At 70.3% G+C, this 16,357-nt stretch carries 16 protein-coding genes; 10 read left to right on the forward strand and 6 right to left on the reverse strand.

All coding sequences use genetic code 11. The features are described from left to right. Positions 1-14: 14 nt before the first annotated feature. Both frr and A3CE_RS0133510 read left to right on the forward strand, forming a co-directional pair. Positions 15-572, forward strand: a complete 558-nt coding sequence (gene frr / locus A3CE_RS0133505) for a ribosome recycling factor (RefSeq protein WP_020644474.1) — start codon at positions 15-17, stop codon at positions 570-572. 320 nt (positions 573-892) lie between these two features. Then, positions 893-1,774: a phosphatidate cytidylyltransferase gene (locus A3CE_RS0133510; protein ID WP_245589827.1), complete on the forward strand. Its 882-nt coding sequence runs from the start codon at positions 893-895 to the stop codon at positions 1,772-1,774. Here A3CE_RS0133510 and A3CE_RS0133515 read toward each other — a convergent pair. After that, the gene (locus A3CE_RS0133515) at positions 1,771-2,616 is read right to left on the reverse strand and encodes a VOC family protein (protein WP_020644476.1); all 846 of its coding nucleotides are present in this window, start codon (positions 2,614-2,616) and stop codon (positions 1,771-1,773) included. The genes A3CE_RS0133510 and A3CE_RS0133515 overlap by 4 nt on opposite strands. Before the next feature lie 112 nt (positions 2,617-2,728). On the opposite strand from A3CE_RS0133515, the gene A3CE_RS0133520 reads away from it, so the two are divergent. Then, positions 2,729-3,538: a class I SAM-dependent methyltransferase gene (locus A3CE_RS0133520; protein WP_020644477.1), complete on the forward strand. Its 810-nt coding sequence runs from the start codon at positions 2,729-2,731 to the stop codon at positions 3,536-3,538. Here A3CE_RS0133520 and A3CE_RS0133525 read toward each other — a convergent pair. After that, positions 3,478-4,098, reverse strand: a complete 621-nt coding sequence (locus A3CE_RS0133525) for a PadR family transcriptional regulator (protein WP_020644478.1) — start codon at positions 4,096-4,098, stop codon at positions 3,478-3,480. The genes A3CE_RS0133520 and A3CE_RS0133525 overlap by 61 nt on opposite strands. 104 nt (positions 4,099-4,202) lie before the next feature. On the opposite strand from A3CE_RS0133525, the gene A3CE_RS0133530 reads away from it, so the two are divergent. Next, positions 4,203-4,688 carry an Lrp/AsnC family transcriptional regulator gene (locus tag A3CE_RS0133530; protein WP_026469122.1) on the forward strand — a complete coding sequence of 162 codons (486 nt, stop codon included), beginning with the start codon at positions 4,203-4,205 and terminating at the stop codon, positions 4,686-4,688. A gap of 107 nt (positions 4,689-4,795) precedes the next feature. Beyond that, a complete protein-coding gene (locus tag A3CE_RS0133535) occupies positions 4,796-7,090 on the forward strand; it encodes a transketolase-like TK C-terminal-containing protein (RefSeq protein WP_211231864.1) in 2,295 nt (764 codons plus the stop codon). Here the strand turns inward: A3CE_RS0133535 and A3CE_RS0133540 are convergent. Then, on the reverse strand, positions 7,087-7,674 hold the full coding sequence (locus A3CE_RS0133540) for a hypothetical protein (protein WP_020644481.1): 588 nt from the start codon (positions 7,672-7,674) through the stop codon (positions 7,087-7,089). The two genes, A3CE_RS0133535 and A3CE_RS0133540, sit on opposite strands and share 4 nt — an antisense overlap. A 175-nt stretch (positions 7,675-7,849) precedes the next feature. On the opposite strand from A3CE_RS0133540, the gene rlmN reads away from it, so the two are divergent. From rlmN to A3CE_RS0133555, 3 genes are all read left to right on the forward strand, one after another. After that, positions 7,850-8,956, forward strand: coding sequence for a dual-specificity RNA methyltransferase RlmN (rlmN, locus tag A3CE_RS0133545; RefSeq protein WP_020644482.1), 1,107 nt, complete (start codon positions 7,850-7,852; stop codon positions 8,954-8,956). Positions 8,957-8,988: 32 nt separating this feature from the next. Beyond that, positions 8,989-9,261: a hypothetical protein gene (locus A3CE_RS0133550; RefSeq protein WP_051183954.1), complete on the forward strand. Its 273-nt coding sequence runs from the start codon at positions 8,989-8,991 to the stop codon at positions 9,259-9,261. 225 nt (positions 9,262-9,486) lie between these two features. Then, on the forward strand, positions 9,487-10,377 hold the full coding sequence (locus A3CE_RS0133555; protein WP_020644484.1) for a hypothetical protein: 891 nt from the start codon (positions 9,487-9,489) through the stop codon (positions 10,375-10,377). 194 nt (positions 10,378-10,571) lie between these two features. On the opposite strand, the gene A3CE_RS0133560 is transcribed toward A3CE_RS0133555, so the two are convergent. From A3CE_RS0133560 to A3CE_RS0133570, 3 genes are read right to left on the reverse strand one after another with little or no spacing between them, the layout of a single operon-like run. Next, positions 10,572-11,579, reverse strand: a complete 1,008-nt coding sequence (locus tag A3CE_RS0133560) for a hypothetical protein (protein WP_020644485.1) — start codon at positions 11,577-11,579, stop codon at positions 10,572-10,574. Beyond that, positions 11,579-12,661 (reverse strand): KAP family P-loop NTPase fold protein, encoded by a 1,083-nt coding sequence (locus A3CE_RS0133565; RefSeq protein ID WP_020644486.1) that lies wholly within the window; start codon positions 12,659-12,661, stop codon positions 11,579-11,581. The genes A3CE_RS0133560 and A3CE_RS0133565 overlap by 1 nt, the downstream gene beginning before the upstream one ends. Further along, positions 12,658-13,713 carry a hypothetical protein gene (locus A3CE_RS0133570; RefSeq protein ID WP_020644487.1) on the reverse strand — a complete coding sequence of 352 codons (1,056 nt, stop codon included), beginning with the start codon at positions 13,711-13,713 and terminating at the stop codon, positions 12,658-12,660. Before A3CE_RS0133570 ends, A3CE_RS0133565 begins: the two co-directional genes overlap by 4 nt. A 191-nt stretch (positions 13,714-13,904) precedes the next feature. Between A3CE_RS0133570 and A3CE_RS0133575 the strand changes: the two genes are divergently transcribed. Together A3CE_RS0133575 and A3CE_RS0133580 are read left to right on the forward strand one after the other, a co-directional pair. Next, positions 13,905-14,603 (forward strand): response regulator transcription factor, encoded by a 699-nt coding sequence (locus tag A3CE_RS0133575; RefSeq protein ID WP_020644488.1) that lies wholly within the window; start codon positions 13,905-13,907, stop codon positions 14,601-14,603. Further along, a complete protein-coding gene (locus A3CE_RS0133580; protein ID WP_020644489.1) occupies positions 14,590-16,329 on the forward strand; it encodes a sensor histidine kinase in 1,740 nt (579 codons plus the stop codon). The genes A3CE_RS0133575 and A3CE_RS0133580 overlap by 14 nt, the downstream gene beginning before the upstream one ends. The last annotated feature ends 28 nt before the right edge of the window (positions 16,330-16,357 follow it).

Here is a 16,357-nt window from a genome sequence, read left to right on the forward strand (position 1 = left end):
CAACGGGAGTAGCCGTGATCGACGAGACCCTCCTCGATGCCGAGGAGAAGATGGAAAAAGCGGTGTCCGTCGCCAAGGATGATCTGACGTCGGTGCGCACCGGCCGGGCCACCCCGTCGATGTTCTCGCGCATCGTGGTCGAGTACTACGGCGCGCCGACCCCGCTGAACCAGCTGGCCAGCGTGAACGTGCCGGAGGCGCGGATGGCGCTGATCAAGCCGTACGACCAGACCCAGCTCGTCGCGATCGAAAAGGCCATCCGCGAGTCCGACCTCGGGGTCAACCCGAGCAACGACGGCAATGTGATCCGGATCGTCATCCCGCAGCTCACCGAGGAGCGGCGCAAGGAGATGGTCAAGGTCGCCAAGAGCAAGGGTGAGGATGCGCGGGTGACCATTCGCAGCATCCGCCGCAAGGCCAAGGAAGAGCTCGACCGCATCGGCAAGGACGGCGAAGCGGGCGAAGACGAGGTCGTGCGCGCGGAAAAGGAGTTGCAGAACCTCACCGACACGTACTCGCACAAGGTCGACGAGCTGGTCAAGCACAAGGAAGCCGAGCTGCTCGAGGTCTGATGGCACAGGTGAGCGAGGAACGCGAGGACCGGGTGGACGCCACCGGAGAACACCCGGCGGCCACGCCCGGGACGCCGGAGCCGGGTGACGCCGGCATCCCGGCCACGCCGGAGTTCCCGGGAACCGGCCGGGTGGCGGAAACGCCGGCCGCGCCGGAGACCCCGGTCGGGACTTCGGCGACCTCGGAAACCGGCCGGGCTACGGGGACGCCGGCCGCGCCGGAGACCTCGGGCACCGGTGAAGCGAGCCGGTTGTCGGCCGCCGGAACCGCCGCGGCGGACACGCCGGCCGGCCCGGCGACCCCGGGCGCGGCAGCCGGAATGCCTTCCGTGAAGGGCACCGCGGCCGGAGTTTCGGCGGCCGCGGAACCGGCGTCGGAGGCCAAGAAGGCATCCAAGGCCGGCCGGAACCTGCCCGCGGCCATCGGCGTTGCGCTGCTGCTCGGCGCCGCGATCATCGTTTCCCTGCTCACCGTGCGCTTCCTGTTCATCGGGATCATCGCGATCGCGATCGCGGTCGGCACCTTCGAATTCGCCGGGGTGCTGCGCCGGGTCGCCGACACCCGGGTCGCGATGATCCCGGTGCTCGTCGGCGGGCAGGCGATGATCTGGCTCGCCTGGCCGTTCGGCCGGGAAGGTGCGCTCACCGCCTTCGTCCTCACCGTCCTCGCCTGCCTGCTGTGGCGCTTGCCCGGCGGGGCGAAGGGCTACCTGCGCGACATCAGCGCGTCCACCTTCGCTGCCGCCTATCTACCGCTGTTCGGCGCGTTCGCGGCGATGCTCGTCCCGCCGCAGGACGGCGTCGGGCGCGTCCTGACCTTCCTGATCGGCGTCGTCGCCTCGGACACCGGTGGCTACATCGCCGGCGTGCTCGGCGGCAAGCACCCGATGGCGCCCACCATCAGCCCGAAGAAGACCTGGGAAGGCTTCGCGGGTTCGGTGATCGGCGGCGTCGTCGCCGGCGCGCTGACGCTGAGTCTCCTCCTGGACGGCCACGTCTGGCAGGGCGTGATCTTCGGTGTCGCGATCGTGCTGACCGCGACCCTGGGCGACCTCGTCGAGTCGCTGATCAAGCGCGACCTCGGCGTCAAGGACATGGGCACGCTGCTGCCCGGGCACGGCGGGATCATGGACCGCCTCGACTCGCTGCTGCCTTCGGCCGTCGTGTCCTGGCTGCTGCTTTCGGCGTTCGTGCCGGTCTAGTCGTCGTACGGGTCGTCGACCTCCGCGCGGCCCCAGCCTTCGGCGATGCGCGAGTGGTCGATCACCGCGAAGACCGCGCCCTCGGGGTCGGCGAGGATCGACATCCGGCCGAACGGCGTGTCGTAGGGCTGGATCACCACGGTGCCGCCGTGCATGAGCGATTCCCCGGCGACCGCGTCGACGCCGCGGGCCGGGTCGATGTCGAAGTACACGAGCCAGTGCGGCGGGGTATCGAGGCTGTACTCCGACCCCATCACGTACCGGTACAGCACCGGCTCGTGTTCGATGAGCCATTCGACGTAGTCGAGGGCCTCGCCGTCGCCGATCTGGTGGCTCGCGTACGTGAACAGCTTGGTGTAGAAGTGATCCGCCGCGACGCCGTCGTGGGTGTTGAGGTCCGCGCCGCTGAAGGTGTTGGGGATCCCGGTGACGAACTCCCAGTTCGGCGGCACCTCCCAGAACACCACCGGCGCGCCGCACGCGTCGAAGGCGTGCAGGATCGTGCCGCGGTCCGGGAGTGGCACCGGCCCGAGGGTGATCCGCCCGCCGAGGTGCTCCACCCATTCGGCCGCGCTCGCGGTGTGGGGGACCGAAATGTGCGGCATCCAGCCCAGCGGGGAGCCCTGCGCGGCGCGGTAGAGCCCGCCGACCGGGAGGTTGTTGAGGGTCGCGATGGCGTAGCGCCCGTCGGACGTCGCCGGGTCCCGCTGAGTGGTGTAGTCCCAGCCGAAGAGGGCACCGTAGAATCCCTCCGCCACGGCCTGCTCCCGGCAGGCCAGCTCGATCCAGCACGGGATTCCGGCCGGGACCGGGGACGGGGTACTGGACGGGCCGAATGCCATGTGGTGCTCCTCCCGAGACCCACCGAATTCTAGGCGTAGTCAGTGTGGTTTCCGCCAAGATTTCGCCGTCGGAAGATCACTCCCGGCGATGAGGCCCCGGAAGGAGCAGCGGGTGCGGTGGTCGTCGCGGCGCACGGAGGTCGTGCCGAGTCCGAACATCTGGTACTACCAGGCCGATTACGAACGGGAGAACCGGGCGCAGGACAGCGGCGGCGAGATCTGGCGCGTCCTGCGCCAGGTGTACGACTGGGCCGGCCGGGACGTCCTGGACGTCGGCTGCGGCGACGGGTTCCACCTGCCCGTCTTCGCTCGTGACGCGCGTTCGGTGCTCGGGGTGGAGCCGCACCAACCCCTGGTGCGCAGTGCGCTGGAGCGCGTGAAGGACCTGTCGAACGTGGACATCCGGCACGGCCGGGCCCAACGGCTGCCGGTCCGCAGCGCGAGCGTCGACGTCGTGCACGCGCGCACGGCCTACTTCTTCGGGCCCGGGTGCGAGCCGGGGCTGGCGGAGGCCGAGCGGGTGCTGCGGCCGGGCGGCGCGATCCTGATCGTCGACCTCGACGTGACCAGTGAGCCCTACGGCCGCTGGATGCGCGCCGACCTACCGCACTACGATCCGGCGGCCGTGGAACGGTTCTTCGCCCGCGCCGGGTTCGGCTGCCACCGCGTCGCCACCGAGTGGCGTTTCGCGACCGCCGCGGACCTCGAAGCGGTGCTGAAGATCGAGTTCAGCAAGCCGGTCGCCGAACAGGCGATCGCGGAGTCCTTGCAGCGTAACGGGAATCGCGAGACCGACCTGACGCTGCCGGTGGGCTACCGCGTCCACGCGCGGGTCAAGCCCACCGGCCTCGTCCTGCCAGGTCACTCGGCTGCTTCTTCGGGCGCGGAGGACTCGTCCTCGTCCTCGCCGAGGATGCCGTAGAGCGAGCGCCGGGCGTCGTTGAGCACTTCGGCCGCGCGGGCCTGCTGGCTTTCGTTGCCCGCGCGCATGATCTGCACGACGGCGGCGGCCAGGTTCTTGCCCGCCTTGACGAGCCCGATCTCGACCGGGTCGACGTCCTGTGCGATCTGCTCCCACGGCGGGGTGGCGTCCTGCTGCTCCGCGGCGGCGCGGCCGGCGTCGGTCAGCTCGAACAGCTTCTTGCCGTGCTCGTCCTTGCTGATGACCAGGCCTTCGTCGGCCAGCAGCTGCAGCGTCGGGTACACCGAGCCGGGGCTCGGTCGCCAGAAGCCGCCGGAGCGCTCGCCGATCTCGCGGATGATCTCGTAGCCGTGCCGGGGCTGCTCGGCGAGCAGCGCCAGGATCGCCGCGCGGACGTCACCGCGGCGGCTGCGCCGTCCGCCGTGACCGCGGCGGCCCGGACCGTGGCCGCGACCGCGTCCACCGGGGCCGAAGCCCGGGGGGAACTCGCCGAAACCACCGAAGGGCCCGAAAGGGGTGCGCCCATGTTCCTGGGCGAAGGGGTGTCGTTGCCTACGCATGTCGTTGTCCTTTCTCGAACTGTTGCGACACGTTCACGATATATCGGAAGCAGTCGTATTGCAACCGGTCTCGAGTGACGCCGGTCACCTGGGAAGATCGGTGCGTGCCGGAAACCATCGACGAGATCGACGCGCGCCTGCTCCAGGCGCTGGGCGAGGACCCGCGGTCCACCGCGGTCGCGCTGGCCGAGCGGCTGGGCCTGTCCCGCAACACCGTGCAGGCCCGGCTCGTGCGGCTGGAGCAGCGCGGTGTGCTCAGGTCGTTCGAACGCCGCATCGACCCGGCGCGGCTGGGCTATCCGCTACGGGCGTTCGTCAACGCGCAGGTCGACCAGCGTCGCCTCGCCGAGATCGGGGCGGCCCTGGCGGCGATCCCCGAGGTGACCGAGGTGTGCGGGCTGACCGGGGCGAGCGACCTGATGGTCCAGGTCGTCGCCGTCGACGCCGACGACCTCTACCGCGTCGCCGGCCGCATTCTCGCCTCGCCCGGGGTGGAGCGGACGAACATCTCGCTCGTCATGCGGGAGCTCGTCCCGTACCGCCTGACACCCCTGCTGCGGCGCGAGCATTCTGCGCAGCCGGAGGACTGAGCCCGCCGGATCCGCTGCGCATTCTGCGCACTTTCGGCGGCATCGGTTGTGCGATGCGGTCACCAGTGCTGTCCTGGTGGGCGCTTCCTGCACGAAAGGTGTCGACGATGACTCAGGTCCCCGTGACCGCGCCGGTGCTCACCGCGATCGAGCAGCGGGTCCTGTGGCTCGCCACGGCGATCGTGCACCAGGCCAACCGGGTCCGGCCGAACCCGTCCGGGCTCAAGGTCGGCGGGCACCAGGCGTCGTGCGCGTCGCTGGTCTCGATCATGACGTCGCTGTGGTTCCGGCACCTGCGGCCCGAGGACCGCGTCTCGGTCAAGCCGCACGCGTCGCCCGTGCTGCACGCGATCAACTACCTGCTCGGCGAGCTGGACGAGGAATACCTGCCGACGCTGCGCGAGTTCGGCGGGCTGCAGAGCTACCCGAGCCGTGCCAAGGATCCCGACCCGGTGGACTACTCGACCGGGTCGGTCGGCATCGGCGCGACCGCGCCGATCTGGGGTGCGCTGGCCCGCCGCTACCTGACGACCCGCGGCTCTTCGGCCGGGACCGGCCGGCAGTACTCGCTGGTCGGCGACGCCGAGCTGGACGAGGGCGCGATCTGGGAGGCCATCCTCGACCCGGCCGTCGCCGAGCTCGGCGAGATCGTCTGGATCGTCGACCTCAACCGCCAGTCGCTCGACCGCGTCGTGCCGAACATCGCCGCCGGGCGGCTGCAGGGCATGTTCGGCGCCGCGGGCTGGCAGGTGCTGACGCTGAAGTACGGGCGGCTCCTGGAAGAGCTGTTCACCCGGCCCGGCGGCGCCGAGCTGCGCGCCCGCATCGACGCGATGCCGAACCCCGAGTACCAGCGGCTCCTGCGCTGCGACGCCGCCCAGGTGCGCGACCGGCTGCCCGCGGGCGACGCCGCGCTGGCCGGGCTCGTCGCGTCGCTGGACGACGAGACGCTGCTGGCCGCGATCCGGAACCTCGGCGGCCACGACCTAGGCTCGCTCGACGAGGTCTTCGCGTCCATCTCGGACAGCCGGCCGACGGTGATCTTCTGCTACACCGTCAAGGGCAAGGGCCTGCCGACGCAGGGGCATCCGCAGAACCACTCTTCGCTGCTGACCGTTTCGCAGATGGAAGAGCTGGCGGTTTCGCTCGGCACGGACCTCGCTGCGCCGTGGCAGCGCTTCGCATCCGGCACCCCCGAAGCCGAGTTGTGCGCTGACGTTGCTTCGCGCCTTCGCCGTCCGGACGTGCCAACAGCGCCTTCGGTGGACCTGCCCGTCGACATCGGGCGTACGCCGTCAGGGACCGCGACGACGCAAGCGGCGTTGGGACGCGTCCTGCTCGACCTGACGCGCGAAGCGCCCGAAGCGGCGAAGCGTGTTGTGACGGTCAGCCCCGACGTCAGCTCGACGACCAACCTCGGCGGCTGGGTCAACAAGGTGGGCGTCTGGTCGGCGACCGAGCGCCGGGACTGGTTCGAGGACGACCCCGAGACGATCATGCACTGGCGCGAGAAGCCGACCGGCCAGCACGTCGAACTCGGTATCGCCGAGACGAACCTGGTCGGCCTGCTGGGCGAGCTCGGTGCGACCTGGAGCCGGTGGGGCGAGCCGCTGCTGCCGATCGGCGTGATGTACGACCCGTTCGTCGAACGCGCCCTGGAGCCGTGGTCGTTCGGCATCTACGCGGGCGGCCAGTCGATCCTGATCGGCACGCCCTCCGGCGTCACGCTCGCCCCGGAAGGCGGCGCGCACCAGTCGATCACCACCCCCTCGATCGGCATCGAGCAGCCCGGCTGCGTCAGCTACGAACCGGCGTTCGCGATCGATACCGAGTGGACGCTGCTGGCCGCGCTCGGCCGGCTCGGCAAGCCGGACGGGACCTCGTCGTACTTCCGGCTCTCGACCCGCCCGGTCGACCAGACCCTCGCGGCGGTGCCCGCGGACCCGGCCGCGCGCGAACGCCGTCGCCGCCAGGTCGTGGCGGGCGCGTACCTGCTGCGGCGCGCGGCGGAACCGGCGGTGACGCTGGCGGCGATGGGCGCGCTGGTGCCGGACACCTTGGCGGCGGCCGAGCGCCTGGCCCAGGTCGGCGTCGAGGCCGACGTCGTGTGCGTGACCAGCCCGGGCCTGCTGTTCGACGCCGTGCAGGCGCGGACGGGCCGGGGGAGCGCCGAGTCGTGGATCCTCGACCAGGTCTTCCCGGCGGCGCGGGCCCGGCCGCTGGTCACGGTGCTCGACGGCCACCCGCACACGCTGGCGTTCCTCGCCGGGATCAACCGGGTCCCGGCGGCCGCGCTGGGCGTCACGCGCTTCGGCCAGTCGGGCTCGCTCGAGGACGTCTACCGCTACCACGGGATCGACACCGACGCGATCATCCGGGCCGCTCTCGACGTGGTGGCCTAGCCGAAGGTCGCGCCGGCGAGCAGCGTGTCCATCTTGGCGTCCCAGCCGGGGAAGGCCCCGTACTCGAGGACGAGGATCTTGCTCGTCGGCAGCCACCACATCCGGACCTGGTTGTTCTGCGCGGTGTTCTCGCAGGTGACCTTCCAGCGGGAGTACTCGGCCTTCTTGGGCCCGATCGGCGCGAACCCGGATTCGAGGAGGGTGCTGCCGGTGGCGACCGCGGCCTGCCCGGGCGGCGAAGCGGCGGTGATGCACGTCGGCGCGTCGGTGCCGGTGTACCAGCCGAACGGCCGCTTCGTGCTCGGGAGGTTGATGGGTGCGCCGGGGTCCGAGGTACGCAGGTCCAGGAGCCGCGCTTCGCAGACGGCGGTTCCCTCGGCGACGCAGCCGTCCAGCAGGCCGTCCTGGCTGTGCGAGGTGTAGGTCGCGCCCACCGGCAGGTTCACGCGCATGGTCCCGACGACGATCTGCGGGCCGGCGGGCTTCGCCGGCTGCGCTTGTTCCGCGGGCGACGTGCAGGCGGCGGCACTCAGGGCCACACTCAGGGCCACCGCGACGGCCAGGACGCTGTGCCGGAAGAACACGGCTCACCTCTTTCGTCGGACCACGGACGTCCCGTCCGGTTTCACCGTGGATCATCCCTCCGGGTGAACCCGGGCCTGGCTCCGGGGCCAGCACAGGCGGGCTTCGTGACCTGGGGTACACCCGGCGAGGGCGGCCCGGGCACCGCTGGTGGACGCGTGGGACACTGGCTCGGTTATGACTGCCCTTCCGCTCGTCTTCGACGCCCCCAAGCGCGGCCTGCCGCCGCGCCACCTCGCCGACCTGTCGGTGGCCGAGCGCGCCGCCGCGGTGGCCGAGCTGGGGGAGAAGCCGTTCCGCGCGAAGCAGCTGTCGAACCACTACTTCTCGCGCCTGACGGTCGACCCGGCGGAGATGACGGACATCCCGGCGGCTTCGCGTGATCGGCTCGTCTCCGATCTGATGCCGACGCTGCTGACGGAGGTCCGCGCCCTGCAGGCCGACAACGGCGCGACCCGCAAGACGCTGTGGCGAGCGCACGACGGCACGCTCCTGGAGAGCGTCCTGATGCGCTATCCGGACCGCGCGACGCTGTGCATCTCGAGCCAGGCGGGCTGCGGCATGGCGTGCCCGTTCTGCGCGACCGGCCAGGGCGGCCTGGACCGCAACCTGTCGACGGCGGAGATCGTGGACCAGGTCCGCTCGGCGGCGGCGGTCATGCGCGACGGCACGATGCCCGGCGGCCCCGGGCGGCTGTCCAACATCGTCTTCATGGGCATGGGCGAGCCGCTGGCCAACTACAAGCGCGTGGTGGCCGCGGTGCGCCGGATCACGGATCCCGCGCCCGGTGGGCTCGGTATCGGGCAGCGTTCGGTGACGGTGTCGACCGTGGGCCTGGCGCCGGCGATCCGGAAGCTGGCGGACGAGAAGATGCAGGTGCGGCTGGCGGTTTCGCTGCACACGCCGGATGACGAGCTGCGCGACACGCTGGTGCCGGTGAACGAGCGCTGGTCGGTGGACGAGGTTCTGTCCGCCGCTCGGTACTACGCGGACACCTCTGGGCGCCGGGTGTCCATTGAGTACGCGTTGATCCGGGACATCAACGACCAGCCGTGGCGGGCCGAGCTGCTGGCGAAGCGGCTGCGGAAGCACCTGGGGCAGCTGGTGCACGTGAACGTGATTCCGCTGAACCCGACGCCGGGTTCGAAGTGGGACGCGTCGCCGAAGCCGGTGGAGCGGGAGTTCGTGCGGCTGGTCAACGCCGGCGGAGTAGCGTGCACCGTGCGGGACACCCGCGGCCAGGAGATCGCCGCCGCCTGTGGGCAGCTTGCTGCCGAAGGCTGAGTTTCCCTTTCAGTGATGGAGAGTTCGTCGTGATGTATGCCCCCAGCCTGCTGGACCCGGCTGCGGAGGAGCTTCGGCTCGCGGATGTGTGCGGCCGTGGTGCAACCGAGGTCGCCCGCGAGGCGCGGACGTTGCTGGGTGAGCGGTTCAGCTCGGTGACGTTCATGTACGTGCTGATGCGCGCGTTCGAGGTGGAGTACACGGCGGCGTGTGACGCGTCGCGGTGGCACGAGTTCCACGGCGGGCCGCGGGCGTTGTCGGACGCCGATCTGGAGAAGCTGCTCGCTCCGTGGCTCGACCGCTGATCGAGCCTGTCAAGGACTTCAGCCGGACTTCCTGATCCGGCTTCCAGGGCACGTCACCGTCGATGGCGCGGGTTGCGAAGCCCGGCCGAGTTCTGCCCGTGAGGACAGGCCGGGCCGGACTTTCGGGCAACGCTGCGGTACGACGGCACCCATGAACAACCTGATTCCGTTTCTGGCGTCTTCGGAGACAAAGCCTCAAAAAAGGGCTGCGAGAGGGGCGCTGAGATGGAATTCACCGCGAAGAAGACAATCAAAATCGCCATGATTGCCGGGGCGTTCGCCGCGACCGCGCTGCTTTCCGCGTGCAGCGGGAACGGTGTCGCGGGCAATGGTTCCCCGGTGAAAAACGAGACGGCGACGGCGGTCGCGGAGCAGGTGCCGGAAGGGGGCGGCCTGGGGGCGGCCAGCGGAGGTTCCGGCACCGCGGGGTCCGGTGCCGGGTCGAACGGCGACGTCGACTGCAGCAAGTACGGCGGCCAGGTCGGCGCACCCGGGCGGCCGAAGATGGACCTGATCGCGGTGGCCGCCACCGACGGCACCACGCCGGACTGCACCGAGGCGTTCACCGTGATCACCGAGTACTACCAGAAGCTGCCGCAGGCCGAAGGCCCGGGCGAGCGGGTCCTCGACGTCCAGGGGAAGTGGACCTGCGCCCGCCAGGCGGGCTCCGCGGGCAGCCAGGGCGCGGTGGTCTGTGGCGTGCCCGACAACTCCCTGCAGCTGGAGACCAGGCCCTCGGCCGGAGCCGGCAAGGCGCCCGTCCGCAAGTTCCCGAACACCACGCAGACGGTGCTGTTCACCGGGTACGACGCCGGTGTGCAGATGGTCCGCTTCCAGCTGGTCATCCGCCAGGACGGCGGTCCGGACAACAGCCAGTACGTGCCGGTCGACGGCAAGACCTACCGGCTTCCGCTGCAGCAGGGCGGCACGGTGCTCAGCGCGGCGTCCCTGTGTCCCGGCGAATCGGTCACCATCGACGCCCAGGGCTACGGCAACGGGCCGTGCAGCCAGGACCGGCTGCTCCAGCACCTGAAGGACGGCGGCTCGGTGCTCGCGTGGATCAGCGTGAACGGCGACGACCAGATCACCACGGTCAAGGAGATCTACCACCCCTGATCCGGGGAAATCGAAAACCGGCAGCCGGGAATTCGTTCGGCTGCCGGTTTTCGCGGTCGGCCCGGAGGGTGGCCCGCTGCCACGCTTACCCGAAATTGTCCGGCACACCGCGGCCGGTCCGTGGCTTGACCGCTGACCGTCCGGTACTCCCTGTCGTCACCGGGAGTGCCGAACCCCGGTGCGGCTGCCTGGGCTCAACCATGAGGCTCCGATTCGGTTGAGGGGTTGCGCAATCCGGGGGGTTCGGTCAGCCGGAGCTCGAATTGGACCAGCTGGGGCAGTATGTCACCGAGTGGCACACCCTCTTTCAGCCGTAGCCGAAGCTCGTCCGAACACAGGGTCCCGGGAGCGAGTTCGTCGATGAGCCTCCGCAGTTCGGGCAGGCCGGCCTTCTCCAGGTCGGCGATGCGCTCGGGTGCCGCGGTGAGTGCGGTGGCGAGTGCCGGCCACTGCTCCGAGATTCCGATCCACTTGCGAAGATGCTGCCGGGTGATCGTGGGACTGTCGAACAAGCCGCGCTGCTCGGCGATGGCGATGCCGAGTGAGATGTGGTTGACCATGCGCTTGGCCGTGCGGGGGTTGGCGGGCAGGTAGCTCCGTACCTCGTCTTCGGCGTCCTGGCGGGCACGCTGGTAGCGGTAGGCGAGCTGTGCGTCTACCTGGACTGCGGACACGTCGGACCCGTCGGTGTCCACCTGGTCGGGGCCTTCGGTGGCGAGCACCGCTTCCTCGGCGGCTTTCGACCTCACTTCCTGCGCTACGACGCTACCGCCCTGGTCCAACGCCACGGCGGCGAATTCACCAGACAGCGCGAGCACGCCGGCAGAACCGCCGACCGCCAGCGCCTGCGCCAAGGAGCCGGACGTGAACGCAGGCCAGATCGTGACCACGAGAATTGACGGCGGCGCGACGTATATTGCCGTTCGCAGCGCGAAAAAGAACGCCACTGACCCTGCGGACCCCTTGTACTCGGCCCCCATGAGCCTTGTCGACACAGAACTCAGGAAGGCCGCCATTGCCGCCACAAGTGGCGCTGCCCAAACGGTCGTTGCGGAGATCAAGTCGGCAGCGGACAGGAATACGAACGCCATGCCGCCTGAGACCGCCACTCTCGTCGCCCGTTCGAACGCGGACCTCCACACCGAGAACTTGTCGACGGTCCGCACCGCTGCGGTGACCATCTCCGCGACACTGGATTCCATCAGGGGCCTCCCACCGTGGGCTCATTGTCGAACAGCCGCCGGACCGACGCGGTGCTCAACGGCGGCAGGTTGAAGCGCATGTTGATCAGCTTGTCCAGATAGCGCTGACCGAGTACGGCGGCGGGTACGCCCGTGTCGGCTTCCTGGTACCGGGTGGCGGCCGCCGCGGCCAATGGGGCGAGATCGGAGATCAGCACCACGATCACCCCAGGATGGTCCAGCAGTTGCGAGACGACCTCGCAGAGCCCGAGCGCTTTGTCGCCCGGGCATCGTTCGAGGTCGTCGATGAAGATCACCAGCCGTCGAGTGGCTTTGCCGCCGGGGCGTTGTCGCAACGCCTGCCGCACCAGGACGCCGAGATGCGCGCGCACCTCGGCGATCGAGCCTTTGGCCGCGAGTGCCTGCGGTGTCTCCAGATAGCTGCCCAGCAGGCCGGCGGCCTTGTAGGCGCGCGTGGCCAGAGCGAGCAGCGCTGATCCCGCTGCGGCCAGCACCACCGGGTTCGTCGCGTGCGCCGGCACAGCGCCGATCGGGCCCATCTTGTCGTGCAGCGCGGGAAACAGCCATACCAGAGCCATCAGCCCGGCGAGGGCCAGGAAGACGCCGGCCATTCCCTGCCAGATCCGCCGCCACCAGCGGCGGCTGGGGCTCAGCATGGTCGTGGGCAACGGTTGGAGGGCGCGTAGCCAGAGATGCCGTTCCGGTCCCAGGAGCCGGCCGACGTGCGCGGCGAGAGCCACCCCGATGTTGGGTGCGTCGGCGTGATGCCACGCGTTGAACCGGCACGTCAGCGGTTCTTCGAACCAGCGACCGCGCCAGTTCTCCGTGACCTTCAGCCGCTCGTCGATCAGCCACGCGAGTGATGTCTTGCCGGATCCCCACGGCCCGCTGACCGCCAGGGTGAGCGGGGTCGGCGTGTCGTGATGCAGAAAGTAGGCGGTGAACACCCCGGCATAGGCGGCGAACCCGAGCCGATCCTCGGTCGCACAGGTGATCGGCCGGTCCGGAACCGTCACCGGGCCCTGGGACGTCTCCTGCGGCGGCGCGGCGGCCTTGGCTTCGACCTTTTGTGCGTCGTTCATTTTTCGCCGCCTCCGGCAGGCCTTTTCCGCGCCTCGAGCTTGGATGTGAAATGGCCGAGCATGTCCAAAGCGACGCCGTTGCCCGAACACAGCAGCACGCATCGTTCGCCTTCGATGACCTGGCGCAGTACCGCACGCCGGACGCCGACCTTCTGTTTCCCGCGCCAGTGCGGGCAGGACACCAGGGTCCCGTCAGGGCGCAGGAAGGAGGCGGCCCGAACGTCGACATCGAGTGTCCTCGCTGTGCCGTTTTGTACGACCGACGTCGCAACCGAACCGATTCCCGGCACCTGGCCGCCGGTGATCGCGATTCCATCCACGCCGCCGGTCACCCGGACGACCAGCAAGAGCGGATTTCCCCAGTCGGCTCGGATCGCGGACACCATCGTCCACAGCAGCAGGAATGCGGCCAGGGCGACGACGACCAGGCGGGCGACTCCGCCGAGTCCCTTGCCCGCGGACATGGCGGCGACCGTGGCCGCGACCAAGATGAGCGGCAGCCGTAGCGCGATGCGTCGTCGCGCCAGCTTGGTCAGTGCCTTGTGCCACAGCTGTCGTGCGGCGCGGCCGGCATCGCCGAGCACGGCGATATCACGTGGCCGCGACCGTCTCCGTGCACGTTTTTTCTGCGCGCGGTGCCGCACAGCCGCCTGCGTGACTTCGAGGTAGCCGGCCACCGTGAACACGACCAAGAACATCGCGAGGACGAAAGCCCAAGCCTCCCAGTAACTTGCTTCGGCGAAAGAGGCAAGTCCGTCAAGCAGAGCTGTGAAGACCGAAATGACGATGAACAGAGCGAGCCAGATCCCGCCGGCCGCCGCCAGCATGAAGACAATGGGGGTTCGAGTCTCGACTGGTCTGGCCGGTCGAGGCGGTCCGGAATCGGCGATTGCGGCCAGCCAGAAGAAGACGACGAGGCCGGCGCCGATGAAGGCGGCCACGCACAACGCGGCGATTTCGTTCCACCGCCACGTGTGGTCCGCGAGCAGCAGGGGCAGCCCGATCACGCTGATGAAGGTGATCGATCCGCCGATCGCTGCTCCGCGTGTCATGTCGGCTCCTCACGTACTGGCGCCCTGGTTTCCGGTAGTCGCCATGTCCGACTTGACCGTTACTACGGGTAGTGAACTGTGACCTTGTGATGGCTGGGGCCTGCTCCGGCCGGCGCGGTCAGCCGCTTCTGCCGGGCCTCGGCTTTGCCGGACTGATCTCCGGACCTCCCACCGCCGGGCATGATGGGCCCGTGTGTGCCTACGTGCTGGTGGCCGAGGATGATCCCAAACAGGCCGAGCTGGTCCGCCGCTACCTGAGCCACGAACGGCATACCGTGCTGGTGGTGTCCGACGGCCGTTCGGCGATCGACGAGGTTCGCCGTCAGCCGCCGGACCTTCTCGTGCTCGACGTGATGATGCCCGGTGTCGACGGGCTGGACGTCTGCCGCGTGCTGCGGCGCGAGTACGACCTGCCGGTGCTGATGGTCACGGCCAGGGCCGGCGCCGAAGACAAGCTGCTCGGCTTCGACCTGGGCGCCGACGACTACCTCACCAAGCCCTACGACCCGCGGGAGCTCATGGCCAGGGTGCGGGCCCTGCTGCGGCGGACCCGCCCCGCGACCGGGACCGCCGCCCCGCCGTTGCGGGTGGGCGACCTGTCTCTGGACGTGCTGAGGCACGAGGTGCGGATCGGTGACCGGCTCGTGGCGTGCACCCCGGCCGAGTTCCGGATCCTCGCGACCCTCACGGCCGCGCCCGGTCAGGTGTTCAGCCGGGCCCAGCTGCTCGAGCACGCCTACGGCCTGGACGGGTTCATCACCGAGCGGACCATCGACGTGCACGTGCGCAACCTGCGGAAGAAGATCGAGGCCGACCCGGCCGGCCCGCGGTACCTGCGGACCGTCTACGGCATCGGCTACAAGGTCGTCGACGGCCGTGCGGACGACTGAGCCGCGCCGCCGCGGCCTGCGCCTGCGCCTGCTCGCCGGGACCACGCTGGTCGCGGTGTGCTCGATCGGCGCGACCGCGTGGCTGTCCGTGCAGAGCACCACCGGCACGTTGCGCGCCGCCCAGGGGGAGAACCGGGCGAGCGTAGCCCGGATCTACGACGGCGTGCTGGCCTACGGCGCGACCCACCCGAGCTGGACGGGGGTGGCGCCGGTCCTCGCGGATCTGGGCCGGCGAACCGGGCTGCGGATCGGGCTCACCACCGGCAACCGGGTGCCGATCGCCGGGGCGTTCGGGCCGGACGACCCGCCGCTGCCCGCGCAGCCGTCCGCCGTGGCCGACCCGCTGGCCGTCGACGTGACGCTGGCGCCGAAGACACCCGACGACCGCATCGACCCGCGGGCGGTCGGGCCGTTCCGGTTGCTGCCGCCCGAACGTGACGCGGTCCGGGCGATCGTGGAGAAACAAGCGGGCTGCCTGACCGCGGACGGGCTGTCCGCCGAGATCGCCACGTCCGAGAGCGGCCGGTCCTACCTCCGGGCGGGCCAGGGCGGTCGCTGCCCCGCGGACATGGCCGGCCCGACGCTGACCGAGAAGGTCGCGCTGCAGGTGCTGAACGAATACCTGGGCGGCTGCCTGAAGGACCGTGGGCAACGTGCGTACCAGGCGGCCCTGACCCCGGACGGCGGGCTCCAGCCCGCCGAAGCGGGCGCCGACCGGCAGGTGTTCTTCGAATGTCTCGGCGTGAGCAGGCGGATCCAGCTCACGCCGTACGTCGCGCCGGCGGCCCTGCTGTTCGTCAGCGCGCCGCCGGACGCGCCGACCGTGGTCGGGCTGCCCGCCGCCGGGGCGGTGCGGATCTTCGCGGCGGCCCTGGTGATCCTCGTGCTGACGGTCGGCATGAGCGTCCTGCTCGCGGGACGCGTGCTCCGGCCGTTGCGGGTGCTGACGGCCGCGACCCAGCGGATGCGGGCCGGGGATCGGTCGGCCCGTGCCGAGGTGTCGGCGCGCTGGGAGATCGCGGAGCTGGCCGAGGCGTTCAACCAGATGTCCGAACACCTGGCGCGCACCGAAAAGCAGCGCAAGGACCTGGTCAGCGACGTGTCGCACGAGCTGCGCACCCCGCTGGGCACCATCCGCGGCTGGCTCGTCGCCGCGCAGGACGGCGTCGCGGACCTGGACCCGGCGCTGGTGGAGTCCCTGCTGGAGGAGACGCTCGTGCTCCAGCAACTGGTCGACGACCTGCAGGAACTGGCCTCGGCGGACGCGGGCGAGTTCCGCCTCCGGCCCGAACCGATGGACGCCGGCGAGCTGCTCCGGCAGGTCGCCGCGGCCCACCCGACGGACCTGGAAGTGGAGACGTCCGGGGTGTTGCAGCTGACCGCCGATCCGGTCCGGCTGCGGCAGGCCGTGGGCAACCTGGTGGCCAATGCCATCCAGCACACGCCGCCGGGCGGCCGGATCGTGCTGCGGGGCCTGCGCTCGGGCGACGAAGTCGTGGTGCAGGTCAGCGACACGGGGTCCGGGATCGCGCCGGAAGACCTGCCGCACGTGTTCGACCGGTTCTGGCGGGCGGACCGCTCCCGCAGCCGCGCCACCGGCGGTCGCGGCCTGGGGCTCGCGATCGTCAAGCACCTCGTCGAGGCGCACGGCGGGAGCGTGACGGTGGCCAGTGCCGCCGGTGCGGGAACGACGTTCACCATCCGGCTGCCGGGAGAAGGAACCTGAACGGCGTCACAACAGGTCCTTCACATTT

This window comes from Amycolatopsis balhimycina FH 1894 (genome assembly GCF_000384295.1).
Lineage (GTDB): Bacteria > Actinomycetota > Actinomycetes > Mycobacteriales > Pseudonocardiaceae > Amycolatopsis > Amycolatopsis balhimycina.

Bases quoted from the DNA above. Each gene is read 5' to 3' on its own strand.
- A3CE_RS0133510 (WP_245589827.1), top strand. From the start codon at position 893: ATGCCTTCCGTGAAGGGCACCGCGGCCGGAGTTTCGGCGGCCGCGGAA.
- A3CE_RS0133515 (WP_020644476.1), bottom strand. From the start codon at position 2,616: ATGGCATTCGGCCCGTCCAGTACCCCGTCCCCGGTCCCGGCCGGAATC.
- A3CE_RS0133525 (WP_020644478.1), bottom strand. From the start codon at position 4,098: ATGCGTAGGCAACGACACCCCTTCGCCCAGGAACATGGGCGCACCCCT.
- A3CE_RS0133535 (WP_211231864.1), top strand. From the start codon at position 4,796: ATGACTCAGGTCCCCGTGACCGCGCCGGTGCTCACCGCGATCGAGCAG.
- rlmN (WP_020644482.1), top strand. From the start codon at position 7,850: ATGACTGCCCTTCCGCTCGTCTTCGACGCCCCCAAGCGCGGCCTGCCG.
- A3CE_RS0133550 (WP_051183954.1), top strand. From the start codon at position 8,989: ATGTATGCCCCCAGCCTGCTGGACCCGGCTGCGGAGGAGCTTCGGCTC.
- A3CE_RS0133555 (WP_020644484.1), top strand. From the start codon at position 9,487: ATGGAATTCACCGCGAAGAAGACAATCAAAATCGCCATGATTGCCGGG.
- A3CE_RS0133560 (WP_020644485.1), bottom strand. From the start codon at position 11,579: ATGGAATCCAGTGTCGCGGAGATGGTCACCGCAGCGGTGCGGACCGTC.
- A3CE_RS0133565 (WP_020644486.1), bottom strand. From the start codon at position 12,661: ATGAACGACGCACAAAAGGTCGAAGCCAAGGCCGCCGCGCCGCCGCAG.
- A3CE_RS0133570 (WP_020644487.1), bottom strand. From the start codon at position 13,713: ATGACACGCGGAGCAGCGATCGGCGGATCGATCACCTTCATCAGCGTG.